The 25,833-nt window shown below is 38.6% G+C and carries 28 protein-coding genes and 2 tRNA genes; 20 read left to right on the forward strand and 10 right to left on the reverse strand.

The annotated features are described in order from the left end of the window. The 6 genes from GAB14E_RS06200 to GAB14E_RS06175 all read left to right on the forward strand — a co-directional run bounded on the left by GAB14E_RS06200 (position 1) and on the right by GAB14E_RS06175 (position 5,565). Positions 1-77 (forward strand) — tRNA-Arg (locus tag GAB14E_RS06200). Between the two features lie 162 nt (positions 78-239). Next, positions 240-316, forward strand: a tRNA-Arg gene (locus GAB14E_RS06195). A 1,012-nt stretch (positions 317-1,328) separates the two neighbouring features. Beyond that, positions 1,329-1,607 (forward strand): OadG family protein, encoded by a 279-nt coding sequence (locus GAB14E_RS06190; RefSeq protein ID WP_033083470.1) that lies wholly within the window; start codon positions 1,329-1,331, stop codon positions 1,605-1,607. A gap of 63 nt (positions 1,608-1,670) precedes the next feature. Beyond that, on the forward strand, positions 1,671-3,449 hold the full coding sequence (gene oadA, locus GAB14E_RS06185) for a sodium-extruding oxaloacetate decarboxylase subunit alpha (protein ID WP_033083471.1): 1,779 nt from the start codon (positions 1,671-1,673) through the stop codon (positions 3,447-3,449). Between the two features lie 8 nt (positions 3,450-3,457). Beyond that, a complete protein-coding gene (locus tag GAB14E_RS06180) occupies positions 3,458-4,591 on the forward strand; it encodes a sodium ion-translocating decarboxylase subunit beta (RefSeq protein ID WP_033083472.1) in 1,134 nt (377 codons plus the stop codon). Positions 4,592-4,752: 161 nt separating this feature from the next. Continuing rightward, positions 4,753-5,565, forward strand: a complete 813-nt coding sequence (locus GAB14E_RS06175) for a M48 family metallopeptidase (RefSeq protein ID WP_052093896.1) — start codon at positions 4,753-4,755, stop codon at positions 5,563-5,565. A gap of 52 nt (positions 5,566-5,617) precedes the next feature. Here GAB14E_RS06175 and pdxH read toward each other — a convergent pair whose 3' ends face one another. The 8 genes from pdxH to GAB14E_RS06135 form a co-directional block, all read right to left on the reverse strand. Beyond that, complete coding sequence (gene pdxH / locus GAB14E_RS06170; protein ID WP_033083473.1) at positions 5,618-6,271, reverse strand: pyridoxamine 5'-phosphate oxidase; 654 nt, start codon at positions 6,269-6,271, stop codon at positions 5,618-5,620. 131 nt (positions 6,272-6,402) lie between these two features. Beyond that, positions 6,403-6,615: a PA3496 family putative envelope integrity protein gene (locus GAB14E_RS06165; protein ID WP_033083474.1), complete on the reverse strand. Its 213-nt coding sequence runs from the start codon at positions 6,613-6,615 to the stop codon at positions 6,403-6,405. Between the two features lie 350 nt (positions 6,616-6,965). Beyond that, complete coding sequence (locus tag GAB14E_RS06160; RefSeq protein WP_033083475.1) at positions 6,966-7,553, reverse strand: cytochrome c3 family protein; 588 nt, start codon at positions 7,551-7,553, stop codon at positions 6,966-6,968. A gap of 8 nt (positions 7,554-7,561) precedes the next feature. Continuing rightward, positions 7,562-8,065 (reverse strand): nitrate reductase cytochrome c-type subunit, encoded by a 504-nt coding sequence (locus tag GAB14E_RS06155; RefSeq protein ID WP_033083476.1) that lies wholly within the window; start codon positions 8,063-8,065, stop codon positions 7,562-7,564. A gap of 9 nt (positions 8,066-8,074) precedes the next feature. After that, positions 8,075-10,573: a nitrate reductase catalytic subunit NapA gene (napA, locus tag GAB14E_RS06150; RefSeq protein ID WP_033083477.1), complete on the reverse strand. Its 2,499-nt coding sequence runs from the start codon at positions 10,571-10,573 to the stop codon at positions 8,075-8,077. A 107-nt stretch (positions 10,574-10,680) separates the two neighbouring features. Next, positions 10,681-10,974 (reverse strand): chaperone NapD, encoded by a 294-nt coding sequence (locus tag GAB14E_RS06145; RefSeq protein ID WP_033083478.1) that lies wholly within the window; start codon positions 10,972-10,974, stop codon positions 10,681-10,683. Between the two features lie 33 nt (positions 10,975-11,007). Next, positions 11,008-11,589 carry a ferredoxin-type protein NapF gene (locus GAB14E_RS06140; RefSeq protein ID WP_033083479.1) on the reverse strand — a complete coding sequence of 194 codons (582 nt, stop codon included), beginning with the start codon at positions 11,587-11,589 and terminating at the stop codon, positions 11,008-11,010. 28 nt (positions 11,590-11,617) lie between these two features. Beyond that, a complete protein-coding gene (locus GAB14E_RS06135) occupies positions 11,618-11,782 on the reverse strand; it encodes a periplasmic nitrate reductase, NapE protein (RefSeq protein WP_033083480.1) in 165 nt (54 codons plus the stop codon). A gap of 239 nt (positions 11,783-12,021) precedes the next feature. Between GAB14E_RS06135 and GAB14E_RS06130 the strand changes: the two genes are divergently transcribed. Continuing rightward, positions 12,022-14,241 carry a tRNA(Met) cytidine acetyltransferase TmcA gene (locus tag GAB14E_RS06130; RefSeq protein ID WP_033083481.1) on the forward strand — a complete coding sequence of 740 codons (2,220 nt, stop codon included), beginning with the start codon at positions 12,022-12,024 and terminating at the stop codon, positions 14,239-14,241. A gap of 57 nt (positions 14,242-14,298) precedes the next feature. On the opposite strand, the gene GAB14E_RS06125 is transcribed toward GAB14E_RS06130, so the two are convergent. Both GAB14E_RS06125 and GAB14E_RS06120 read right to left on the reverse strand, forming a co-directional pair. Then, positions 14,299-14,535 (reverse strand): hypothetical protein, encoded by a 237-nt coding sequence (locus tag GAB14E_RS06125; protein WP_033083482.1) that lies wholly within the window; start codon positions 14,533-14,535, stop codon positions 14,299-14,301. Between the two features lie 13 nt (positions 14,536-14,548). After that, the gene (locus GAB14E_RS06120; RefSeq protein WP_033083483.1) at positions 14,549-14,731 is read right to left on the reverse strand and encodes a hypothetical protein; all 183 of its coding nucleotides are present in this window, start codon (positions 14,729-14,731) and stop codon (positions 14,549-14,551) included. Between the two features lie 173 nt (positions 14,732-14,904). Here GAB14E_RS06120 and GAB14E_RS06115 point away from each other — a divergent pair, with 173 nt between their 5' ends. From GAB14E_RS06115 to rpoS, 13 genes are all read left to right on the forward strand, one after another. Continuing rightward, complete coding sequence (locus GAB14E_RS06115; protein WP_033083484.1) at positions 14,905-15,786, forward strand: ABC transporter ATP-binding protein; 882 nt, start codon at positions 14,905-14,907, stop codon at positions 15,784-15,786. Positions 15,787-15,819: 33 nt separating this feature from the next. Beyond that, entirely contained in the window at positions 15,820-16,851 is a 1,032-nt protein-coding gene (locus GAB14E_RS06110; RefSeq protein ID WP_033083485.1) for an ABC transporter permease, read from the forward strand. Between the two features lie 234 nt (positions 16,852-17,085). After that, complete coding sequence (locus tag GAB14E_RS06105; protein WP_033083486.1) at positions 17,086-18,204, forward strand: beta-ketoacyl-ACP synthase III; 1,119 nt, start codon at positions 17,086-17,088, stop codon at positions 18,202-18,204. Between the two features lie 19 nt (positions 18,205-18,223). Next, the gene (locus tag GAB14E_RS06100) at positions 18,224-18,874 is read left to right on the forward strand and encodes a hypothetical protein (RefSeq protein ID WP_033083487.1); all 651 of its coding nucleotides are present in this window, start codon (positions 18,224-18,226) and stop codon (positions 18,872-18,874) included. Between the two features lie 68 nt (positions 18,875-18,942). Continuing rightward, positions 18,943-19,233, forward strand: a complete 291-nt coding sequence (gene ftsB / locus GAB14E_RS06095) for a cell division protein FtsB (RefSeq protein WP_033083488.1) — start codon at positions 18,943-18,945, stop codon at positions 19,231-19,233. A 1-nt stretch (position 19,234) separates the two neighbouring features. Next, entirely contained in the window at positions 19,235-19,978 is a 744-nt protein-coding gene (gene ispD, locus GAB14E_RS06090) for a 2-C-methyl-D-erythritol 4-phosphate cytidylyltransferase (protein WP_052093909.1), read from the forward strand. Positions 19,979-19,993: 15 nt separating this feature from the next. Continuing rightward, positions 19,994-20,506 (forward strand): 2-C-methyl-D-erythritol 2,4-cyclodiphosphate synthase, encoded by a 513-nt coding sequence (gene ispF, locus GAB14E_RS06085; protein WP_033083489.1) that lies wholly within the window; start codon positions 19,994-19,996, stop codon positions 20,504-20,506. Between the two features lie 54 nt (positions 20,507-20,560). Next, positions 20,561-21,691, forward strand: coding sequence for a tRNA pseudouridine(13) synthase TruD (truD, locus tag GAB14E_RS06080; RefSeq protein WP_052093900.1), 1,131 nt, complete (start codon positions 20,561-20,563; stop codon positions 21,689-21,691). A 19-nt stretch (positions 21,692-21,710) separates the two neighbouring features. Then, the gene (gene surE / locus GAB14E_RS06075) at positions 21,711-22,466 is read left to right on the forward strand and encodes a 5'/3'-nucleotidase SurE (RefSeq protein WP_033083529.1); all 756 of its coding nucleotides are present in this window, start codon (positions 21,711-21,713) and stop codon (positions 22,464-22,466) included. A gap of 19 nt (positions 22,467-22,485) precedes the next feature. Next, a complete protein-coding gene (locus GAB14E_RS06070; protein WP_033083530.1) occupies positions 22,486-23,136 on the forward strand; it encodes a protein-L-isoaspartate(D-aspartate) O-methyltransferase in 651 nt (216 codons plus the stop codon). Further along, entirely contained in the window at positions 23,136-23,714 is a 579-nt protein-coding gene (locus GAB14E_RS06065) for a YqaA family protein (RefSeq protein ID WP_033083490.1), read from the forward strand. The genes GAB14E_RS06070 and GAB14E_RS06065 overlap by 1 nt, the downstream gene beginning before the upstream one ends. Before the next feature lie 85 nt (positions 23,715-23,799). Then, the gene (locus tag GAB14E_RS06060; RefSeq protein WP_052093902.1) at positions 23,800-24,663 is read left to right on the forward strand and encodes a peptidoglycan DD-metalloendopeptidase family protein; all 864 of its coding nucleotides are present in this window, start codon (positions 23,800-23,802) and stop codon (positions 24,661-24,663) included. Positions 24,664-24,789: 126 nt separating this feature from the next. Continuing rightward, positions 24,790-25,680: an RNA polymerase sigma factor RpoS gene (rpoS, locus tag GAB14E_RS06055; RefSeq protein ID WP_033083492.1), complete on the forward strand. Its 891-nt coding sequence runs from the start codon at positions 24,790-24,792 to the stop codon at positions 25,678-25,680. The last annotated feature ends 153 nt before the right edge of the window (positions 25,681-25,833 follow it).

Consider the following 25,833-nt stretch of genomic DNA (forward strand, 5'->3'; position numbering starts at 1 on the left):
GGGCGCGTAGCTCAGCTGGATAGAGTACCTGGCTACGAACCAGGCGGTCGCAGGTTCGACTCCTGCCGCGCCCACCACTTTCTTCAAGTGATTAAATAATGAAGAGCAGCTATTGTTAAAGCTGGATAAAATTTTATACTTTGGGCGGGTAGTTCAGCTAGATAGATTGTATAATCTGAAGGCTACGAGCAACGTTCGTATATCGACTAAGTAACGATATAAAATATAACTTGAATTAAGGGCGCGTAGCTCAGCTGGATAGAGTACCTGGCTACGAACCAGGCGGTCGCAGGTTCGACTCCTGCCGCGCCCACCATTTTTCTACTTCACGTAGATATAAAGCAACCTAGCATCCGCTAGGTTTTTTTATGCCTGAAATAAGTTGAATAGCCCTTTCACGCTGTGGGCATTACTCAGCTAGATTGACTTATCTATCTAGCATGTTGGCTACGACGATTCACTCTGCGATCGCAGATTTCTCTTTCTCTTGTAGGTAGCTGTCTTTCGCGGCCAACATTTTTATACTTCACGTAGATATAAACAAACCTAGCTTCTGCTAGGTTTGTTATGCCTGAAATAACCAGAAGACCTCTTTTGTGTAATGAATACTTTGCTCAGCTGGATAGACTTATCTATCTAGGAAGTTGGCTACGATGGTTCACTGTGCGGTCGCAGATTTCTCTTATAGGCACATGTCTGCCGCGCCCACCAATTTACGCCTGAAAGATAGTTGAATTTAAAATTACATAGGTGAATTCAAATTTAATGTGTGATGAATGTGCTAATTATGAGATAAGCTGAATATGCTTATGTTTAATAGTAAGCCGACTCTGATAGTTATTGCACTCTTTATAATCTCAACTATTGCAGCTTGTTCTCAGAAAGCCCTTCCAATAAAATCTATCAAAGTATATTAGGTTGAGTAAGTGAAATTGTGAAGGGGGTTGGTCGAATTCTGTACTATTTGGCATAAAAAACGAGTCATTCTTATATGTTTATTGCTGTTTTAAAATACGGTTTATTAGTTTGACTACTAGTCTCTTCGTATTTATATTCCACATTATGAATGATTCTGATATATCGGTATATTGTATATCATCTCAATTAATCTTTTTATGATACCCTACATTCATGGTTTTGATAATGTATACAATATTTAAAGTATGCAAAATGATGTGTATATTTCTTCTGTTGTAGTGCATATATGCTGTTTTTGGGGTTGACGTATGATTATTTTTATGAAACTAGATAAAATTGTTTGCAAAGTAGCTATTGGAGTGATTATTCTAATTACAAGAAGTTACAGTGAATTTGAACGAGAATAAATAATGGACAATATGCAGCAGCAGTTTTTAGAGGCTGGCACTCTAATGTTAGCGGGAATGGTTTTTGTATTTGTATTTTTAAGTATATTAATTATTTTTATTAATACCGTACTGGCAAAACTTGCTATCAAGTTTCCAGATCCTATTGTAGCACCGCCATCTCGTACTAATAGAAAAAGTAAGAGCCATAATAAACCTCACGGCGATATATCGCCGGCAGTCGTTGCGGCTATTAGCGGCGCCGTCAAACGTTATCGCACACAGCATGGTCAAGATAAATAGCCTTGACTGCAATTATAACACTTCTTCACATTACAATTAAAAGTTAGATAAAAGGGCGTAAACATGAGTAAGCCATTAGGTATCACCGAAGTTGTCTTAAGAGATGGACATCAATCAATTTTAGCCACTAGGTTGCGTTTAGAAGATATGTTGCCTATTGCGGCAACGCTAGATGAAGTTGGCTACTGGTCAATTGAGTCTTGGGGTGGTGCTACGTTTGATTCATGTATTCGTTACCTAGGTGAAGATCCTTGGGAGCGAATTCGCGCGCTTAAAAAGGCTATGCCTAACACTAAGCAGCAAATGTTATTTCGTGGTCAAAATATTCTCGGTTATCGCCATTATGCGGATGATGTTGTAGAAAAATTTGTTGAACGCGCTCATATTAACGGTGTTGATGTTTTTCGTATTTTTGATGCAATGAACGATGTCCGTAATTTACAAACTTCAATTAAAGCCGCCGTTAAGGTGGGTGCTCATGCACAGGGAACTTTGAGCTATACCGAGAGTCCGGTACATACTCTTGAAGGTTGGTTAACTATGGCCAAGCAAATTGAGGATATGGGCGCACACTCATTGTGTATTAAAGATATGTCAGGTTTGTTAAAACCATACGATGCAGCTGAATTGATTGGTAAATTAAAAGAAACAGTGTCTTTGCCTATCGCTTTACACTGTCATGCTACAACGGGCTTAAGTGTTGCTACGCAAATGAAAGCCATTGATAGCGATATTGATGTTATCGATACTTCGATTTCATCAATGAGTATGACATACGGCCATTCACCAACTGAAACCATTGCTGCTATTGTTGAAGGTGGTCCAAGGGATTCAGGCCTTAATATTGAAAAAATGGCAGAAGTTGCCGCATATTTTCGTGATGTTAGAGAGAAATATGCAGAATTTGAAGGCAGTTTGAAAGGTGTTGATGCTCGTATCTTAACGGCACAAGTGCCAGGCGGTATGTTAACTAACATGGAAAACCAATTAAAAGAGCAGGGTGCAGCAGACAAATTTGATGAAGTGTTAACTGAGATCCCTAAAGTGCGCAAAGATTTAGGCTACATTCCTTTGGTAACACCAACATCACAAATTGTTGGTACTCAGGCTGTGCTCAACATCCTTACGGGTGAGCGTTATAAATCTATAACGAAAGAGACCGCAGGTGTATTAAAAGGCGAGTACGGCGCTACAGCAGCCCCTGTTGATGCAGAACTACAAGCACGTGTGTTAGATGGCAAAGAAGTCATTACCTGTCGTCCTGCTGACTTGTTAGATCCAGAGGTCGATAAGCTTACAGAAGAACTACAAGTGTTGGCGAAAGAAAAAAATATCAAGCTAGCCGATGAAAGCATTGATGATGTATTAACTTATGCCTTATTCCCTCAAATTGGCTTGAAGTTCTTAGAAAATAGAAACAATCCCGCGGCATTTGAACCAATTCCAACCAAAGTAAATAAAGCAAGTAAGGTAGTCAGTGAAGCAAGTATCTCAACTGCACCTGAAAACTATGCGGTCAGTGTTGATGGCAAAGTTTACAATGTTGTTGTTGCACCGGGTGGTTCTATCGATGAAATAACACACCCAGCAGGTGATGACGCTATGAAGCAATCCGCTTCAATTTCAGCTGAAGAAACGTTAAATGCACCATTAGCGGGTAATATCTTTAAAGTCATGGTTAATGAAGGCGACCATGTGGAAGCGGGGGAAGTCGTTATCATCATGGAAGCAATGAAAATGGAAACTGAGATTCGAGCAGTTACTGCCGGCGAAATTGTATCGTTATTTACCAAAGAGGGTGACTCTGTTGCCGTTGGTGATGCCTTACTTAGCTTTTCATAGGAACTCTCATGGATTCATTAAATAAATTATGGCTGTCAACTGGCTTAGCGAACTTTGAGCTAGGGCAAGTCGTGATGATGTTGGTAGGCTGTGGTTTACTCTATCTTGCTATAGCCCGAAACTTTGAACCGTTATTATTATTGCCAATGGGCTTTGGTTCAATATTAACAAATATTCCTGTTGCTGGTTTCTCTGAAGTAGGTGGTTTATTGCATTATATTTACTATGCAGGCATTGATACGGGAATTTTCCCACTCATTATCTTCATGGGTGTTGGTGCTATGACCGACTTTGGCGCGTTAATTGCAAATCCTAAAACCTTGCTTTTAGGTGCGGCAGCCCAGTTTGGTATTTTTGCAACTCTGTTTGGCGCAATTGCCTTAAATTACGTTCCTGGTATTGAATTTACCTTAAAAGATGCTTCTGCTATTGCCATTATTGGTGGCGCAGATGGTCCAACGGCTATATTTCTAGCCTCAAAATTAGCACCTGAATTACTAGGCGCTATTGCTGTTGCCGCATATTCATACATGGCGTTGGTACCAATCATTCAACCACCCATTATGCGAGCATTAACCACTGAAGATGAACGCAAAATTGAAATGGCGCAGTTACGCCCTGTAACTAAAATTGAAAAAATTATTTTTCCATTAGGTGTTCTAATGATGACTATCTTCTTTTTACCAGCAGCAACACCATTAGTGGGTATGTTTTGTTTAGGAAACTTAATGCGAGAGTCGGGTGTTGTTGATCGCTTAAGTTCCACTGCGCAAAATGAGCTGATTAATATTACCACTATCTTTTTAGGTCTAGGTGTAGGTTCAAAATTAAGTGCTGAAGCATTTTTGAATGTTGAAACATTGGGCATTCTTGCGCTAGGTGCAGTCGCCTTCTCTATTGGTACTGCATCAGGGGTTATCATGGCTAAAACGATGAATAAGTTCTCTAAAGACCCTATTAATCCATTAATTGGCGCAGCAGGTGTTTCTGCAGTACCTATGGCTGCGAGGGTAGCCAATAAGGTTGGTTTAGAAGCTAATCCACATAACTTCTTACTAATGCATGCCATGGGACCCAATGTTGCGGGTGTGCTTGGCTCAGCTGTTGCTGCGGGTGTGTTATTAGCCCTAGTTGGTGGTTAAGTTCTCCGAGTAAAATAGCCTGTGAAATTATTAAAATACCGAGCTTTGCTCGGTTTTTTGTTTTATTGCGAAGACAAGTTTAAAACATTACAGACTAGTAAATCTCTACGCATCGTCATAAAATAGTACTACTTACAATTTAAGGATTAACTAAGTTAGCCATGAAACTTCCTCTCATTATGCTCAGCGCAATAATAGCGCTTACCGCTTGTACAAGTTCAAGCACAGGTCGCAAACAAGTGATGTTATTTTCAGAGTCAGAGCTCGATAAAATGGGCGCCGCTTCATTTGAAGATATGAAAAAGCAAACACCTATTAGCACAGACAGAGCAACTAACGACTTTGTACAATGTGTTGCCAGCGCCATAACCCAAAATGTAGCGAAATCTGTGCATAAAGGTGATTGGGAAGTTGTAATTTTCGATTCAGCGCAAGTAAATGCTTTTGCTTTACCCGGTGGTAAAATAGGCGTTTATACGGGTATTTTAAATGTTACTGAAAACCAAGATCAGTTAGGTGCTATTATTGGCCATGAAGTTGGTCATGTCATCGAGCATCACTCAAATGAACGTCTATCTGCTAATAAGTTGCAAAGTATGGGTATGTCGGCGGCAACTGTTGCTGTTGGTATGGCTGATGTAGAAAATAAAGGTATGTGGATGGCAGGGCTAGGTTTAGGGCTGCAATATGGGGTAATTATGCCTTATGGCCGCGCTCATGAAAGTGAAGCTGATATTGTTGGTCAAGACCTTATGGCTCGCTCCGGTTTTGAACCGAGTGCCAGCATTAAGCTTTGGCAAAATATGGCGAAACTTAGTAAAGATGCTCCTGCTGAATTTATGTCAACCCATCCATCTAACCAAACACGTATAAAACAATTAACAGAGCATTTACCTGTGTCGATGAAATATTATCAAACGGGTAATAAACCACAATGCCAAAAACCTAGTGTGATTCCAACACCTAAGTCTTAGCATATCGTCATAAGGTTTGGGGAAACGAATTCTTTCCCCAAGTTTATTTTTCTTAAGGGTGTAACTTATGTTGTGCCCACTGTTCGTTTTGTTTTTCAAAGCATATTCTATCATGTAAACGATTGGCTCGACCTTGCCAAAATTCAATCGCGTGCGGTTTAACGCGCCAGCCGCCCCAAAATTCAGGGAGGGGAACTTCACCTTCGGCGAACTTATCCTGGTAGTGGCTCATTCGTTCTTTTAGCTCATCATCATGTTTTAGCTTTTGACTCTGCTTAGACGCCCAAGCACCGACTTGACTACCTCTGTCTCTGCTATGAAAGTAATCAGCAGACTCTTTCGCTGATATTTTTTCTACCGTACCCTCAATGCGAATTTGTCGTTGCAAAACGTTCCAATGAAACAATAAGGCCACCTTATTATTTTCAATCAGCTCATTACTTTTACGACTGGCGTAGTTGGTAAAAAAAACAAAACCTTCATCATCGTACCCTTTAAGTAATACCATACGTGAGCTTGGCTGACCATCCGAACTACAACTGCTAACAGACATAGCTTCAGGCAGTAATATGCCCGATTTATTGGCATCATTAAACCATTGTTCAAATAATTGCTTAGGAGTGGTGTCGGTGGATATTTCAGGGAGTGGTAAAGCGACGCCTTGACCAAAAGTGAACAGACAACGAAGTTTTTCAAATAACGTCATAATATTTAAAAGTGAGTGAGTATGAAATAGTGCGGTTATTTTATGCTTAAATGATGTTATTGCAAGGTTATAGCTAGCTTATATTTGCTTAAATCCAAGTTATATAAATATGAAGCATAATTTGTCATTGCTTACCAATCCTCACTATCATCAAGTAAGTCTTTGAGGCGCCTCTTTTCCTGTAATTCATCAATACGCTTGCGCGCTAAAAGGTTTTTTTGTGCTTGCTCTTGGGCTTTTTTTTCAGCTAAAGAAACTCCCTTCAGACTCATGTTATCAGCATGTTCAGTTGAGTTAATATCACTTGAATCTTCAAATAAATTATCGTTAATATCGCTTACCATGGGTCCAACCTTTTTTGAAAATTGAGAAGGTATTTCAAAGTATATTGCTTAACATAGGTAAGAAAAGTGCAATTTTCAATGTCACTTTACAAAAAAAAACAAAAAATAAAATACAGATCGCATTACATGACTTTTAAAATTTACTGGCTATAAAATCAATAATAATAACTAGTTAACTCTTTGTGTTTACAGTTTATATAGACTTAGGGAAGTAAACTAATATTGAATGAATATTTCATAATGTGGTTTGAAAGGTTTATTAAAGTTAGAAACTGTTAAGTGTGGGCAATAAAAAAAACCAGTGGCTAGCACTGGTTTTCATTATTTTAGACTATTGCCAGTAAAGTTATTTACCAACCTTCTACGCCTTTCATGTCAGGTAATTGATGAGCAATCCCCTTATGACAATCAATACAGGTTTTTTCACCACTGGCTAATGCGGTAGAATGTTGATAAGAAGCACGTTCACTTTGCTCAGTAAAGTCCATGTAATCGAAGTTATGACAGTTACGACACTCCAAAGAGTCATTAGCCTTTAAGCGATTCCACTCATTTTGTGCTAAACGTTTACGATGCACTAAAAACTTCTCTCGAGTATTGATGGTACCGAAAAGAGCGCCCCAAACCTCTTTAGATGCCTGCATTTTACGCGCTATTTTACTGGTCCAGTTATGTGGCACATGACAATCAGGACAGGTTGCACGCACACCAGAGCGGTTAGTAAAGTGAATGGTAGTTTTTAACTCTTCATAAACATTGTTTTCCATTTCATGACAGGAAATACAAAACGCTTCGGTATTGGTCACTTCCAGAGCCGTGTTAAAACCACCCCAGAAAATAATACCAGCAATAAAACCACCGATAACCAATGCACCTAGGCTGTAATAACCACTCGGTTTAGTGAGTGTTTTCCAGCCAATTATTAATATATTTTTCATGGCTGCTCCTAATGCTCTTTAGTGTTAGCTGTTTTTTGTTTCATTAAGCTATGCATATCAGTGAAGGTGTTTTCAACTAAAGGTTTTGTATCAAGTTGGGTAACATGACACTGGTTACAAAAATAACGACGCGGTGAAATTTCGGCTAAAAAATTACCATCACGATTCATAAAGTGAGTCACACTTACCATAGGTGCTTGTGATTTCTCTGTACGTTGACGAGAATGACATGACATACATTTATTGTTATATCTGTTTACCTCATAACTACGGATAGTATGCGGTATCACTGGCGGCTGCATCGGATAATTACGTGCTTTTTTGATATCCTTGTTAACCACTTTCGGGATAGGGTTTGGTTCTTTTTGCGTATTAATTTTTGTATGGTCGCGTAACGTTGCGACCGTATTTATTTCTGCTTTATCGGCTGCGGTAACGGTAAAAGACGTAAATACTGGTGATAAAACTATTGCCATTAAGCCGGCGATTGATGCTAGGTTTAAATTTTTCATATCACTCTCCTAAACTTTAACAATTTTGATAGCACACTTTTTAAAATCCGTTTGTTTTGACAGCGGATCAGTGGCATCTAAAGTGACTTTGTTTACTAAACGACTAGCATCAAACCATGGCATAAACACTAAGCCAATTGGTGGCTTGTTACGGCCACGAGTTTCTACGCGTGTTTGTACTTCACCGCGACGAGAAATGAGTTTCACTAAATCGCCGCGACGCATACCACGTTTTTTAGCGTCATCTGGATGCATATATACTAAAGCATCTGGCATGGCTTTATATAACTCAGGAACACGTTGAGTCATAGAGCCTGAATGCCAATGCTCTAATACACGACCAGTTGATAACCATAAGTCGTACTCTTCATCAGGTGATTCTGCTGCCGGCTCATAAGGGAGTGCAAAAATTCTCGCACGACCGTCTTTGTGACCATAAAAATCCCAGCCACTACCCGATTTAACGTAAGGATCTGATCCTTCTTTAAAGCGCCATTTCGTTTCTTTGCCATTAACTACCGGCCAGCGTAAACCACGCTCTTTGTGGTAGGTATCATACGGAGCTAAATCATGGGCATGTCCACGACCAAAAGTTGCATATTCTTCAAATAAGCCTTTCTGAATATAAAAACCAAAATCACGAGCGTCATCATTTAAACGATCTTCAGGCACTTCATCAATGGAGAACTTACCAACAGACGAATCTTTATAAAGCACGTCATATAACGTTTTACCGCGTACCTCGGGTTTTTTGGCTATCAGTTCTTCTGGCCAAACGTCTTCAACTTTAAAGCGTTTAGAGAATTCAACGAGTTGCCATAAATCTGATTTAGCGCCTGTCGGTGCTTCAACCATTTGATACCAAGATTGAGTACGACGTTCAGCATTACCATAAACACCTTCTTTTTCTACCCACATTGCTGTTGGTAAAATTAAGTCAGCGGCTTGTGCGGTAACTGTTGGGTATGGGTCAGACACAATAATAAAGTTTTTAGGATTACGGTAACCTGGATAACCTTCTTCATTAATATTGGCTGCGGCTTGCATGTTATTATTACATTGCACCCAATAAAAGTTTAATTTCCCATCTTTTAACATGCGATTTTGTAATGCTGCATGGTAACCCGGTTTTGGCGGAACAGTACCTTCCGGTAGGTCCCAAATTTTCTCAGCAATAGCTCTATGTTTAGGGTTATTAACGACCATATCTGCTGGTAAACGATGTGAGAAAGTACCTACTTCACGTGCAGTACCACAAGCAGAAGGTTGCCCCGTTAATGAGAATGGACTGTTACCCGGCGTTGAGATTTTACCTGTTAATAAATGGATGTTATAAACAAGGTTGTTGGCCCAAACACCACGTGTATGCTGATTAAAACCCATGGTCCAAAAAGAGGTTACTTTAATTTTTGGATCCGCATATAACTCAGCCAATGCTTCTAATTTATGCTCAGGTACACCTGATAGCTTAGAAACGTATTCAACGGTATAAGTGCTAACAAACTTCGCATATTCATCAAAATCTATCGGTGTTGAGCTACCGGCAGTTTTGCCATTGTTCTTAGCTGCTTGCTCTAATGGATGTTCTGGACGTAAACCATAACCAATATCCGTTTCACCCAATCTAAAGTTAGTGTGTTTGCTAACAAAATCTTTATTAACACGATCGGTTTTAATGATGTAGTTAGCAATGTAATTTAATATTGCTAAATCAGTTTGCGGAGTGAAAATCATGCCATTATCGGCTAAATCAAAACTTCTATGCTCAAAAGTTGATAATACAGCTACTTTTACATGGGGAGAACTCAAACGACGATCGGTTAAACGCGTCCATAAAATAGGATGCATTTCAGCCATGTTAGAGCCCCATAATACAAAGGCATCAGCAGCTTCTAAATCATCGTAACAACCCATAGGTTCATCGATGCCAAATGTACGCATAAAACCACCCACAGCAGAGGCCATACAGTGACGAGCGTTCGGGTCAATATTGTTAGTACGAAAGCCAGCTTTCATTAACTTAACTGCAGCATAACCTTCTTGCACTGTCCATTGGCCAGAGCCAAACATACCAAGTGCTTCTGGTCCGTCCTTTTTCAATGTATCTTTAGCTTTTTCTGCCATCACATTGAAAGCTTGATCCCAAGAGACTGGAGCAAATTCACCTTCTTTATCGTACTTGCCATTGGTCATGCGAAGTAGCGGTGTTGTTAATCTATCTTTGCCGTACATGATTTTTGAAAGGAAGTAACCTTTAACACAGTTAAGGCCTTTATTAACCGGTGATTTGATATCACCATGGGTAGCAACAACTTTGCCATCCATTACACCAACATTAACACTGCAGCCGGTACCACAAAAACGGCAGGGAGCTTTATCCCACTTTAATTTAGTAATATCAGAACTAGTAATTAAGTTTGAGGCTATTGCAGGCACAGATACCCCAGCGACAGCCGCGGCAGCAGCTATTGCATTTGCTTTAATAAATTCTCGGCGATTAATTGTCATCGTGTCACCTTCCTTTTGCTTATTTTGATTCGGTTTTAAAATATGGTTATGTTTGATTGATTTAAATAATTTTTCTTTAATACGTTTATTTATTATTATTATTTTTTCTATAAAGGGGCGACATCGTCACCAGTACTCTCATCTAGGATTTGATGATAAACTGGTGATAAATTAATGATGCCTTTATGGACTCTTATAATGTCCATTTTTGTGCCAATATCTCTATAACTATTGCCTTCTATAGTGAAAACGATTTTACCTTCTTCACTAGTCGCGTGAATTTCACTACCTTCAACATCTGTAATAGCTTGTTTCACTTCATCCAACTGCGCCAATAAAGGGTAAGCTACAAAGCTCGCTACGTGATATTCAGATGTTGTATCTTCAGTGTTTTTCGTCATATTGATTCTTAAATTACGTTAAGTTGAATTAAGTCAGCTTGCGTTTGGTTCGAATGTAAATGCTAGGGCATCTTGTGGGCAGCTTTTAATACATGCACCACACTGCGTACAATCAAGGTCATTTAAACTCGGTTGAGGAATGCTTGAGTTAAGGTAATTAAATTTAATTACGCTTGTTTCACATTCATCACGGCAACTTTGACAATAAATATTATTTTTAGCTAAACACTTATCACTAATCTCTAACGTTACTGGCCAAGCTTTTTTATTCTTATCTAAGGTATTCTCTTTAATCGAAACTTTAGCCGCAGCTTCTGTAGAACTACCTTCATGACTTTCAATACAAGGGAAAGTGCCCGAAAAAAGTGGTTGCTGACAAGTCTCGATACACTTATTACAAAAGGTACATTCACCTAAGCTAAAATCGACCTTTGGAAAGCCATCTTCACCTTTTACAATAATGTTACTTTCACAACTGCTAATGCAGTCTTGGCATTGTGTGCAGCCTGAGGTAAATACCGCTTCATTAATTACCCAAGGTAAGCGCAGCTCTTGCTTAGTTTTAACACTACCGCGAAAAAAACGTCTTTTTGATGGGTCTGCTAAGCGTTCCACTGTATTAGTCTTATTAGTAAACAAGTGATTAAGATATCGGTGGGCCTAAGAAGGCTAGTTGACTGAACCATACAGCAAAGCCAAAACCGGCAACGATAATTACCGATAAAATTGGCGCTAAAAATACCGCTAAAAAAATAAATGTATTTCGCTCATACTTTTTTTGTTGTTCAGGAGATGTTGCTTGATTCATAATGCTCTCGAAAGTTTATGATTAAGTTAAGCTATATTTAGGACTGATTTTAATCCTTTGTTAGTTCGCTTATATTGACGTAGATCAAACTTTGTAAAATAACCATAGTTCATTTGTGGTTTTATCCAGTATAGATGTTAAATATTGGAAATAGCTAGGGTGTTTTTTATATTTTTGTCTTAATATACTTGATAAACTTAATGTTATTCTCCTTTGCTATTTTAGGCTGTTAAAAACCAATGCAAGTCCAACACTTCACTCATTGGCTTAAAGATTATGCTAAGCAAGCCTTATTAAACAATGAACGTCGCTTAGTTGTTTTATCTGGCAGTGAAACATGGGCACTGTCATTAATAGGGTCTATCGATGTAGTATCTGAGTTTTTACAAGGTAGTGCTCATGAAGAGTCGAATTTATCTGCCCCTCATTCGACCTGCTTAATATATGGAGATAGTGCAACCTTTCCTGCAAATGTGCAGAAAAAGCGCTATCGAGATAAGTTAGGCAGTGAAAGTGATGTCATTATTTTTGTCGACAGCCAATTTACTATTGATGCTTTTGCGGCATTATCAGGCACCTTAAAAGCTGGCGGATTATTCTTTATAGTGCTAACAGAACTCAATAAATATTCTCAAGAGAGTCTGTTTTTTAAACGGTTTTATGCATTAATTCAAGTGATGCCTTGCCATACTATTATCACTGAATTACAAGCTAAGCTTTCACCACCAAGCATATGCCTCGTTGAGCCAGAACATAAAGATGTACACGAGAATTATCCATTAGGCTGCATTACTGCCGAGCAGTACAGTGCGGTACAAGCCATTGTTAAGGTCGTTACCGGTCATAGAAAAAGACCGTTGGTGTTAACTGCTGATCGTGGCAGAGGTAAATCGTCGGCTTTAGCTATTAGCTGTGCTCAGCTATTGCAAGCGAATGAAGAAAGTGTATTTCAAATTGTTATTACCGCGCCAGATATTCAAGCTTTAGCGGTTTTCTTTAGGCAACTAAGTGATAGCTTGCCTAAAGCTGAACAGCGAGGCAATACTTTTACTTTTGGTAATGCTAGTCTGGTATTTGTCCCTGTCGATCAACTATTGAAACAACCCGTAAATGTGAATCTTGTTTTGGTCGATGAAGCGGCTGCAATTCCAGTATATCTACTCGAGCAATTACTTGCCTATAACCACCGCATGGTTTTTGCTAGTACTGTTCACGGTTATGAAGGGGCAGGGCGCGGTTTTACCTTGAAATTTCAAAAAACTCTCGCTAGATTATGCCCACAGTGGAAAAGCTTACATATTAAGCAGCCTATTCGCTGGCGACAAGATGATCCGCTTGAGCGGTTAGTCTTTGATGGCTGTTTATTAAATGCCGAACTATCGGTATTAACACCTCCCTTGAAAATAAATACCGCTGATAGCGCTAATAAAAAGTGCAATTACCTAGAATTTTCAGTGTTTAAAGTTATCACCGCAAAAGAGTTACTTAATGACGAGGGCTTGTTGCAACAAGTTTTTGCTATTTTAGTTACTGCACATTATCAAACTAAGCCGAGCGATTTACAGTTGTTACTAGATAATCCACAGGTACAACTGGCTTGTCTTTTTTCAACAAATAGTGCGCAGTTAGAGGTTATCGCGGTTGCCTTACTAATGAATGAAGGGAAAAACAATGGTGTTGATGAGGCGGATGTCAGGGCGATAAAAAGCTCACAACGTCGTTTACGTAGTCACTTTTTACCTCAATCATTATTGAGTCATTGTGGCTTTGAACAAGCCTTTGATTATAACTATTTACGAATTATGCGCATTGCAGTGCACCCACAAATACAGCAGCAAGGCATTGGCCTACATTTTCTAGCAAAAATACAGCAGTTAGCGGCAGGGCAGGGCGCTGATTTTATTGGCTCTAGCTTTGGTGTTAATCATCAGTTATTAGCCTTTTGGCTAAAAGTAGATTTTACTATTGCTCGTATCGGCTTTACTAAAGATAAAGCCAGTGGTGAGCACTCAGCCTTAGTTATTTTGGGGGTAAATGCACTCGCGGAGCAAAGACAGCAACTATTTAAAAGGGATTTTTACCGTAGCTTTGATTATTTACTGTTAGAAGAATACAAGTCGTTGAACAGTAAACTTGTGCATTTGCTATTGAGACAAAATGAGAAGGAATACCTAGCTGAGTTATCGACAGCTGATATTGTAAGTGTTCATGCCTATGCAAAAGGCGAACGTTTATATAGTAGTTGCGCTTATAGTCTGTATTTATGGCTCAAACATGACTTAGTTATTCAGAGTAAATATGAATCTGGTGAAGTTATCGGGCAATCTTTAGTGCTTATTGCAAGGTTGGTGCAAAAGCATGATACTGACACTGTTTGTCAGTTATATGGTTTAACGGGCAAAAAAATGTTGAATCAATACATTAAAGACTATATCTGTATGAGACTAAAGCTGTCGTAACTTGATAGTGATGATTAAATATCGAATGTATAATTAATCAAAGTAAGCTAATGGCAGTTATTCGCTTACTGGTTTCTCTCTTTTTAAAGCATGCCAATGCCAAAAACGCTGCATAGCTATATATTCGCAACGTTTATCTCCACAAAAGTGGATATCATCGTGGTGCAGTAACTTGTTTAAATAAAAACAGATCGTTTGCGCTAAACCACTGCTTGGATTATTTTTATAAGTAGTTAGCAGCATAACTAACCAATTTTCTATATTAGTAAACTCTGTTGATGTGGTTAGACACATAATTATCTCTCTCCTAGATAACATCACTGTTAGTGCTACTTGCCAGTAAGGTATGCCAAATAACGGCTTTTGCTTTAGCATTTAGACATTTACAGTCACCGCAGTGTAGTAGGCCTGAATCAAGTAAATGAGTAAGTAAATTACTCGATATCTCAACTTGTACTTTATCGGTATTATTAATAGCTATAGTGTTCATATCTATCCCCCGTGTTTTTATTAAGCATAAACAAAGAAATCAATGAATGCAAATGATAACTATTATCACCTGGTGTTTGTTGGTAAAGTTATTGAAAGTAAATGTTATTTAATTTTACTAACAGCGGTTAGTAGTACAATATGGATAGATATTGAAGGATAAGGAACGAGTTTATGAGCGCAGCTGTTAGCGTGCAGTCACTTTGTAAACATTATAAAGATGTTTGCGCCGTTGATAATGTCAGTTTCGAGGTACAACAGGGTCACTGTTTTGGTTTACTTGGGCCTAATGGAGCAGGGAAAACCACTACTATTGAAATTATGGAGGGTATTATTAGTGCTTCTTCAGGACAAGTGCTTTATCAAGGACAACTTGTCGATAAGCAAATTTCACAACAAATAGGTATACAGTTTCAAAATACCGCCTTACAAGACTATTTAACGGTTAAAGAAACCCTTAATCTATTTGCTGCTTTCTATCAAAATACAGTACCGCAAGAACAGTTAATTGAGTTATGTGACTTAACTGAATTTTTAAATCGTGATAATCGTTTGCTTTCTGGTGGGCAAAGGCAGCGACTTTTACTGGCTTTAGCTTTGATCAATGATCCTCAAATTATCTTTCTTGATGAGCCAACTACCGGCTTAGACCCTCATGCAAGGCGTAACTTTTGGCAATTAATCAAAAATATTAAAGCGCAGAATAAAACCATTATCCTAACAACCCACTATATGGATGAAGCAGAGCAGCTTTGCGACGATATTGTCATTATGGATAAAGGTAAAATAATTGAGGCAGGCACACCTCACCAATTATTAAGCAAACATTTTGATGATATTTTTATATACCTGCCCCAATCCCAGATCTCAACAGTGCTAGTAGCAAAACATGGTTGGAATAAATTGGCTGACCGGGTTGAAATAACCAGTAAAAACGTTGAACAAACGTTAACGTTGTTGATGGGGCAAGGTGTTTCTCTTGATGGTTTACATGTTAAGTCAGCCAACCTTGATGATTTATTTTTGAAGTTAACAGGCCATTCTCTTCAAGCCTAGTTGCCAAAGTAGCTTTATAGCTTAGGATGTTTTATGAATTTCAATCGTTTTTTTGCTGTATTTAAAGCGCGTAATATTGAGTTTTTCCGTGATAAGTCAGCTCTTGGCTGGAACTTATTTTTCCCGGTCTTATTATTAGTTGGCTTTTCATTTATATTTTCTGGTGACGGTCGTCCTGCTTATAAAATAGGTTTGCTTAGCCAACAAGATCAAAGCCAAAGTTCGGCACAAACAATATTAACGCAACTACGCTTTATTGATTTTATTGACTATAAGGATGTTGATTTAGCAAAAGCAAAACTCAGCCGGCACAGTCTTGATTTGTTAGTTGATTATAGTACTCAGCGTTATTGGGTGAACGAAGAGTCTTCAAAAAGTTATTTAGTCGAAAAAATATTCCTCGGCCAGCAGCTAAGCCAACAACCCGGCTTTACTCGCTTAGAAAGTAGCGGTGAAAGTATTCGCTATGTTGATTGGGTATTACCAGGGATTTTAGGCATGAATATGATGTTTAGCTGCCTATTTGGTGTTGGTTATGTGATTGTGCGCTATCGAAAAAATTCAGTATTAAAACGCTTGAAGGCGACGCCATTATCGGCATTTGAGTTTGTATCGGCGCAATTACTGTCGCGCTTATTTATCGTGATGTTTATGTCGACGGTAGTTTACAGTGGTTGTAATCTGTTTTTTGATTTTTTTATGCTCGGTAGTTATATAGACTTATTCATCATTGGTGCCTTAGGCGCTTTTTGTTTAATTAGTTTAGGTTTACTGGTGGCAAGTCGTAGTAAAAGTGAGGAGCTTATTGGCGGCTTATTGAATTTAACGTCTTGGCCTATGATGATGCTTTCAGGGGTTTGGTTCAGTTTAGAAGGGGCGCCTGATGGACTAAAGGTATTAGCTAACTTTATGCCATTGACCCACATGGTTGCTGGCGCAAGGGCGGTAATTACTGAAGGGGCATCGTTGAATGATATTAGCTTTCATATCAGTATGTTAATGCTGATGAGTAGTGTTTTTTTACTGCTAGGGGCATATTTATTTAGTTGGAATACCGAACGATAAATATTTTTCAATAAGTATAATATCAGAGTAATTGACTAATCATACTAGCATTGAAAGGATAGTGTTGAGGTGTATATTAGTATTATAAATAAGCAAGTAAAGTCGGTGTTTTGCCGCTTTATTCTATCAACTGAGTTGGTGGTAATTACATGGTCATACCAGTATACTTGATTTTAAATAGGTAGTTATACTAAATAACTACCAGTGTTTATCCCTTTTATTGAGAGACCTATTATGGCTGTTGTGATTAGCGGAACGGGTTTATACACTCCTTCGCAGAGCATCTCAAATGATGAATTAGTACACTGTTTTAACCAATATGTAGAAAAATTTAACCTAACCCATAGTCAGGAGATTGAAGAGGGTAAGGTAACGGCATTATCTCCTTCCGACAGCAGTTTTATTGAAAAAGCTTCTGGTATTAAAAGTCGCTATGTTATGGCTAAAGAAGACATTTTAAATGTTGATGTGATGTCGCCGCGTTTTACTGAACGCAGTAATGATGAGCTTTCCATGCAAGCTGAGATCGGTGTCGCAGCAGCTCAAAAAGCGATGGCGGCTGCCAACAAAACCGCGGGTGATATTGACCTTATTATTGTTGCTTGTGCTTATACACAACGCTCTTACCCCGCGATGGCCATTGAAATACAAAAAGCATTAGGCTGTGGTGGTTGGGGTTTCGATATGTTGGTAGCATGTTCTGCCGCTACTTTTGGTATTATCAATGCTGCCAATGCTATTCGTAGTGGCACAGCTAAAACCGTATTGGTGATCAACCCTGAGATACTATCACCTCAAATAAATTATCGTGACCGAGATAGTCATTTTATTTTTGGTGATGTTGCCACAGCATCAATCATTGAAGATGAGAGTACCGCCAATGCGGAGCATGTTTTTAAAATAATTAGTGAAAAACCTATCACTAACTTCTCTAATAACATCCGTAGTAACATTGGTTATATGAATACCTGTAGTCCAGACCATGTTGATGATGTTGATAAATATTTTATCCAACAAGGGCGTAAGGTGTTTAAAGAAGTTTTACCTATGGTCTCTAGTTTGATCACTACAGAAATGGAAAAACTTAGCCTTGGTGCTAATGATATTAAACGACTTTATTTACATCAAGCTAATATTAATATGAATAATTTTATTGCTAAAAAAGTATTAGGCAGAGAGCCTACTATTAGTGAAGCGCCTATTATTTTAGATGAATACGCCAATACTAGCTCAGCAGGTTGTATCATCACTTTACATAAGAATAAACAAGGCTTGGTCGCGGGGGATAAGAGTGTTCTATGCTCATTTGGCGCTGGTTATTCAGCGTGTTGTTTAATACTGGAATATCTATAACGAAATAAGACTTGCGCCTATGACACAGTCTAGCTTTTGGCAAACACACACTGAAACAGGCGACTTTGCAGAATTGTGCAATGGTCTTTATCAGCGAGAAATCGGTCTTATTGCTAAGGCTGATTATGTTAGTGTTCCGGCTGTTCAGGCGCGGTTAAAAAGTTTGCCTTATTATATCAATCGAACGGCTCATGCCATGACACAAGTGGAGTCTCAAGGGACTTCACCCATGCAACTTGATAGTCTAAATGCAAGTTGGTCGGCTAAGCAGAGTAAAAACTCACCGATAGTGGGACAAGAAACAGCACAAGAACGAGATATGGTTTTTGCTTGGTATCGACAAGAGTATATTTGTGTTGGTTTAGTTGTGCCAGTTTTGCTCGATGAACACATTATTATAGATTGCATTGATCGTATTGACCTTGATAAGTGCAGGTTACGTACAAATGTTGGCGGTTGGTTTTCGTTAACAGCTAACAATGTTATTAACGAAGGTATGAAGGCGGATAAGAAGCTTCTTATGCCGAATAAAAAAATCATGATCTCAGCTTGCGCAGGCCATCGTTGGCAACACAATAGCCAGCAAGTTCCCATTATTCCGAGTTTGCGAGAATTATTACTATCTTGCTCAATTAACTGGAAAAACTTCAAAAAAACCTTAGCTATTTAACTCTGTCTTTAGTTAGGTATAATAACCGCACTATTCACTAAATTTTTATATCATCTTCTTAGGTTATTATGCGCGTATTTACCGCTATTTTGCTGATACTATTAGTATTACTCCAATACCGACTTTGGTTTGGCAAAAATAGTGTGCCTGATTATCTTGCCCTGAAAGAGAATTTACTACACCAGCAAAGTGCTAATGAAAAGTTGCGACAACGGAATAAGTTACTTTATGCCGATACTGACGATTTGAAAGTAGGCCTTGAGGCTATTGAAGAGCGTGCACGAAACGAATTGGGTATGATTAAAGAAAATGAAACATTTTTTCGTTTAATACCTAAAGATGATGGCAATCGAAACTAAGATGATAAAACCCAAAGTAACTAACTGTTTTATAGAACAAGCACAAAAATTTATTGTTATTGTGCCAGCTGCTGGTGTTGGTAAAAGAATGCGAGCCAATTGTCCAAAACAATACCTGCTCATAAATAATGAAACCGTACTTAACCATACAGTGAAAAGGTTATTGAGCCACCCATTGATAACGCAAGTTATTCTTGCTCTAGGTGAGCACGACCAATATTTTAGTGAATCTAATTTAGCGCACCATAAAGATATTATCAGAGTAAAAGGTGGTGCAGAACGAGTCGATTCTGTACTCAGTGGTTTACAAGCAGTTAACACACAAGAATACCCTTGGGTTTTGGTCCATGATGCTGCACGTCCTTGCGTTACTCATCAGGATATTGACAAACTCATCAGCCAATGCCAACAAAATGATTGTGGTGGTATTTTGGCGACACCTGTTCGAGACACCATGAAACGTGGTATTGCCAAACAAGGTGAACGGAACACAATTAAAAATACGGTTGACCGAGAGCAATTATGGCATGCTCTTACGCCACAGCTTTATAAAACCCAAGAATTAACTAGCGCCATTGAAGTTGCGTTGAAACAAGGTTTGCCAATTACCGATGAAGCATCCGCTATGGAACACGCGAATCATAATAGCTTACTTGTATCGGCAAGTAGTGAAAATATAAAAATAACCCACCCTAATGATTTAGCATTAGCTGAATTTTATTTAAATAAGCAAAGAAATAGCTAGATAAAGGACGAAACAATGCGAATAGGTCATGGTTTTGATGTACATAAATTTGGTGGGCAAGGGCCGATAGTGCTTGGTGGTGTGGTAATACCTTTTGAACAAGGATTCATTGCTCACTCAGATGGCGATGTAGCTATTCATGCTCTTTGTGATGCTATTTTAGGGGCATTATGTTTGGCTGATATTGGTAATCACTTTCCTGATACCGATGGTCAATATGAAAATATATCTAGCAGAATATTATTGCGCCATGTCGTGTCATTAATGATAAGTAAGGGTTTTCACCTAGGTAATGCCGACATTACCATTGTTGCCCAAGCACCTAAAATGGCGCCACATTTATTAGCCATGCGCACCTGCTTAAGTGAAGACTTACAAACCAGTATTGGACAAGTTAATGTAAAAGCGACCACCACAGAAAAATTGGGTTATACCGGGCGAAAAGAAGGTATCTCAGTACATGCTGTGGTTTTATTGGTAGCAATTGAACAACCCTTACCATCTCTTGACGAGATACAAAATATTTAGTTGGCTTTATGCCTTTTAGCGAACTCATCAACGAAGTAAAAGAAGATTGATAACATGTTAACACAGCACGCCTACTTACACGGAAAACCGGAATCGAGTGGTTTATTACGTAGCCAAATAAGTGACTTTAAAGTTTTTGAACAATTGCCTTTTTTACCCTGTGGTGAAGGAGAACACTTGTTTGTTCATATTCGAAAAACAGGTGCTAATACCTTATTTGTTGCGCGAGAGCTTGCTAAATATTTTGAGGTGAAAGAGCAACTTATCTCTTATGCTGGTTTGAAAGATCGCTTTGCAGTCACCGAACAATGGTTTGGTGTGCATGTGCCAGGTAAACAAGAATACAATTTAGACGACCTAGACATTGAAGGCGTCGAGGTGCTGTCCTACAAAAGACACAATAAGAAATTACGTACAGGTGCATTAACAGGAAATCGCTTTGAACTTATTTTACGCGATGTGACCGCTGTAAAAGCATTTACCGAACGTTGGCAAAAAATTGTTGATAATGGCGTCCCAAATTATTTTGGTGAACAGCGCTTTGGCATTGGTGGCGGTAATATAGAGCGTGCTTTAGCTTTGTTTTCAGGTCAGAAAGTAAAAGATAAAAAAAAGCGTGGCATATATTTATCGGCTGCCCGCTCACACATTTTTAACTCTGCACTGAATGAACGAATTCAACAACATTGTTTTGATACCGTCGCTGTTGGTGATGTATTAATGTTAGCAGGTACACAATCCGTATTTCATCTTGATACCTTAGACGACACTATAAAACAACGCTTTATTGATAAAGATATCGATATTACTGCACCTATGTGGGGAGCAGGTGAGCTGATGACTAGTCATGAACCGCTGATGCTAGAGCAAAAAATAGCGCAAGATCATCAAGAGTTTTGCCAAGGGCTGCCCCGTTTTGGTTTAAAGCAAGAGCGTCGCCGCATTCGTTTAACTGTCAGCGAAACAGATATCGAATTATTATCAACCAAAGAAGGCTCATCACAAGAAAGCTCATCAAAAGAAAGTGTTAACGCAATAAGAATTAAGTTCTTTTTACCAGCCGGCTGTTATGCTACTACCATTTTACGTGAGCTATTAGCATACCAAGACATGACTTTGCGAGTGGATAAAAGAGAAACGGGCGTTGAGCCAAAACTAACAATGTCAGATGTAAACAATGGATAAGCAACCAGTGGTAAGTAAGATGAAAATATTACTGAGTAACGATGATGGCGTACATGCCTTAGGTATCAAAGTACTTTATGAGGAGCTGGTTAAGTTCTTCACAGTTAACGTTGTTGCGCCAGATAGAAACTGTAGCGGTGCCAGTAACTCTTTAACTCTACTTAATCCATTACGTGCTCAACAGCTAGATAATGGTTTTACTTCAGTAAATGGCACGCCAACGGATTCAGTACACTTAGGTATTAGCCAGCTTTATACTGATTGTGACTTAGTGGTTGCCGGTATTAATAAAGGCGCTAATTTGGGGGATGATACCTTGTATTCAGGTACTGTCGCTGCCGCAACCGAAGGACGTCATATGGGCATGCCGGCAATTGCTGTATCTTTAGCGGGTAAAAGTGAGCAACATTATCAAACAGCAGCGATCGTTACGGCAAAAATAATACAACGTCTGCGTACTCACCCATTACCTGCAGATCAAATTTTAAATATTAATGTGCCTGATGTTGCATTATCTGAGCTTAAAGGCATACAAGTAACGCGTTTGGGTCACAGGCACAGAGCTGAAAGTATGCAAAAAATGCAAGACCCTTGGCAGCGTGATATTTATTGGTATGGTTTATTAGGGCAAGAATTAGATGGAGGGGAAGGCACTGATTTTCATGCCATCACCAATGGTTATGCTTCTGTAACACCACTAACTGTTGATATGACAGCGCACCGTAGTATAAATCATGTTAAAAGCTGGCTCAGTGAGCTCAACTTATCAGATTAATTCGAGAGTTATTTTTATGATGTCTAGTCGCATAGGCGGAAAATCAAAGCGCAGTGGTGAGTTGCTGGCGAAAAAACTACAAAGCGAAGGGATTAGTAACGAAGCCGTTTTAAAGGCTATCGCTTACTCTCCTCGACATATTTTTGTTCCTGAAATTTTAGCGCACAAAGCTTATGACAATACAGCGCTACCTATTGGGCAAGGGCAAACTATTTCACAGCCTTATATCGTGGCTAAGATGTCTGAGTTGTTACTGGCTAAAGGCAGACCGAAAAATATACTAGAAATAGGCACTGGATCGGGTTATCAAACCTCCATTTTAGCGCAACTTACAGATAAGGTTTTTTCAGTTGAACGAATTAAAGCTTTGCAGTGGCAAGCAAAGCGTTGCTTGCGGGCAATGGATTTGCATAACGTGGCAATGAAGCATGGCGATGGTTGGCAGGGATGGCAAAGTAAGGGGCCCTATGAGGCTATTATTGTTACTGCGGCGCCGGTTAGCATTCCTCCTGCATTATTAGAGCAGCTTGCCGATGGTGGTCGTTTAATTATCCCCGTAGGAGAGCAAACACAAATATTAAAAATCATCACCCGTAATGGTGATGTTGTTAACGAAAAACAAGTAGAAGCAGTACGCTTTGTACCTTTAGTACCCGGAGATTTATTGTAGTGAAAATTTTTTCTAGTCTTTATCAGTGGACTTTACGTTGGGCTGAACATCAATTTGCACCACGTTTTTTAGCTGTACTTACCTTTGCTGAGTCCATTTTCTTTCCTATTCCTCCTGACGTCTTGCTTGCTCCCATGGTATTAGCTAAACCCCAAAAGGCATGGTATTACGCTAGCTTAACTACTGTCGCTTCTATTTTTGGAGGGGCGGTTGGGTACTGGCTTGGTTATTTAATGTTTGAACCGTGGATTCAGCCATTGATTACTGATTTTGGTTACCAAGACCGCTTTAATACGGCAATTAGTTGGTTTAATGAATGGGGCGTATGGGTAGTCTTTATTGCTGGTTTTTCGCCTATTCCTTATAAACTATTTACTGTCAGTGCCGGCTTTTTACATATGGCATTCTTACCCTTTTTTATTGCTTCAGCGGTTGGTCGTGGCATGCGATTTTTTCTGGTTGCAGGTCTGATAAAGTGGGGAGGTAGTGCCATGGAGCAAAAAATACGTCAATGGGTTGATGTTTTAGGTTGGGGCTTTGTTGGTGTTATTGTTATTGGCTATCTAACTTTACGATAATTTGAATGATTATTCTGTTTATGTGTATTATTAATAAGTTCTCATCGGAAGTAAACTATGGGGAACACCTCAAAAGGGAGCCTCATTGAGCCTATTTCGCCTAATGAAATACACATTTGCTTACGTTTTATTCACACTGACATTATTTTCTTGTAGCAGTCGGAATACACCTGCCCCTGTATCAAGTATTTACAGTACTAGTGTGCTTGGTGAACGTAATAAAAGCGCAATTAAATCTAGACAATATGTTGTAAAAAAAGGAGAAACACTTTACTCCATTGCTTGGCGTGCAAATTCAGATGTTAGAAAAATTGCTCAATTAAATAAGATCTCTTCACCCTACAGAATTTATCCCGGACAAAAATTATTCTTAGTTAAACTCAAGGCTAAAAAATCAACGAAAGCAAGTAAGAATAAGGTACCGAATAAAAATTCGAATAAAAGCTCTACAGCTAACAATAAAAACAGTCAAAAAAATACGCTTGCATCTGCTAAAAAGCAGGCGTATGGTGAAAATGTAGGCGCTCAAAAATCATACCAAAACAGCACTTTAGCATCGGAAAGTTTTTCACAAAAAATTAACCGATGGCAATGGCCCGTTAAAGGCAAAGTTGTTGAGTATTTTTCTAATAGCGCTCAAGGTAATAAAGGCATTAATATTGCTGGCCGTCGAGGTACAAATATAAAATCTTCGGCGAAAGGTAAAGTGGTATATGCGGGTAATGCTCTTAGGGGATACGGTAAACTCATTATTATTAAACATAATGATGACTACTTAAGCGCTTATGCCCATAACGATAGAATTCTTGTTAAAGAGCAACAATTAATTAATGTTGGAGATGTTATTGCTACTATGGGAGATACAGATGCCAACAAAGTTATGCTTCATTTTGAAATACGCTTTCGAGGGAAGTCAGTTAATCCTTTAAAATATTTACCAAAAAAATGATGTTAAAATTAATGCTATAAAATAATAGCAGTACATATTAAACCTTAAGATAAATACTAAAAACAATCGGAGTTATCGTGAATATTTAAATATTAAAAGTAAGCTTTGCAAATTTGGGAGAATAGCATGGTCAAATTAAAAGAAGAAAAAAGTACTGTAGAATCAAAGGAAGACGTACCGTCAAATTTAGACGCGACGCAGATTTATTTAAGCGAAATTGGTTTTTCACCATTATTAACCGCTGAAGAAGAAGTATATTTTTCACGCCTATCCCTTAAAGGAGATGAGCCATCACGAAAACGTATGATAGAAAGTAATCTGCGTTTAGTTGTGAAAATTGCCAGACGTTATAATAATCGGGGTCTACCCTTATTAGACTTAATTGAAGAAGGTAATTTAGGTTTAATCAGAGCGGTTGAAAAATTTGATCCTGAACGAGGCTTCCGTTTCTCAACTTATGCTACTTGGTGGATACGTCAGACCATTGAGCGGGCAATAATGAACCAAACCCGTACCATTCGCTTACCCATACATGTTGTTAAAGAACTTAATATTTATTTACGAGCTTCACGTGAGTTAATTCAAAAGCTTGACCACGAACCTACCGCCGAAGATATTGCTCTTCACCTTGATAAACCCGTCGCAGACGTTAATAAAATGTTACGTTTAAATGAGCGTATTGCCTCTGTCGATACTCCTTTTGCAGGAGACTCTGATAAAGCTTTATTAGATGTTATTGCTGACGAAAAAAGTGCTGGTCCAGAGCGAGACTTACAATCTGAAGATATGAGTAATAATATTATTCATTGGTTAAATGAATTAAATACCAAGCAGCGAGAAGTGTTAGCTAGGCGCTTTGGTTTATTAGGCTATGAAGCCGCAACCCTTGAAGATGTAGGTCGTGAAATTGGTTTAACACGAGAGCGTGTTCGTCAAATTCAAGTTGAGGCATTAAAAAGACTACGTGATATCTTATCGCAGCAGAATTTGTCCATAGAAGCTATATTTCAGGCCTAATTGCATTATAGGTGATGTATGGTCTGTTTATTAAAAGTCTAAAAATCACGCTATAACGTTTAAAGCAGCAATAATATTTGCTGCTTTTTTTTGTTCTAAAAATACAATGCTACTAATTTGGTTGCTTGTGCTTATTGCATTAACTCAGCTCTT

It is taken from the genome of Colwellia psychrerythraea (assembly GCF_000764185.1).
GTDB lineage: Bacteria > Pseudomonadota > Gammaproteobacteria > Enterobacterales > Alteromonadaceae > Colwellia > Colwellia psychrerythraea_B.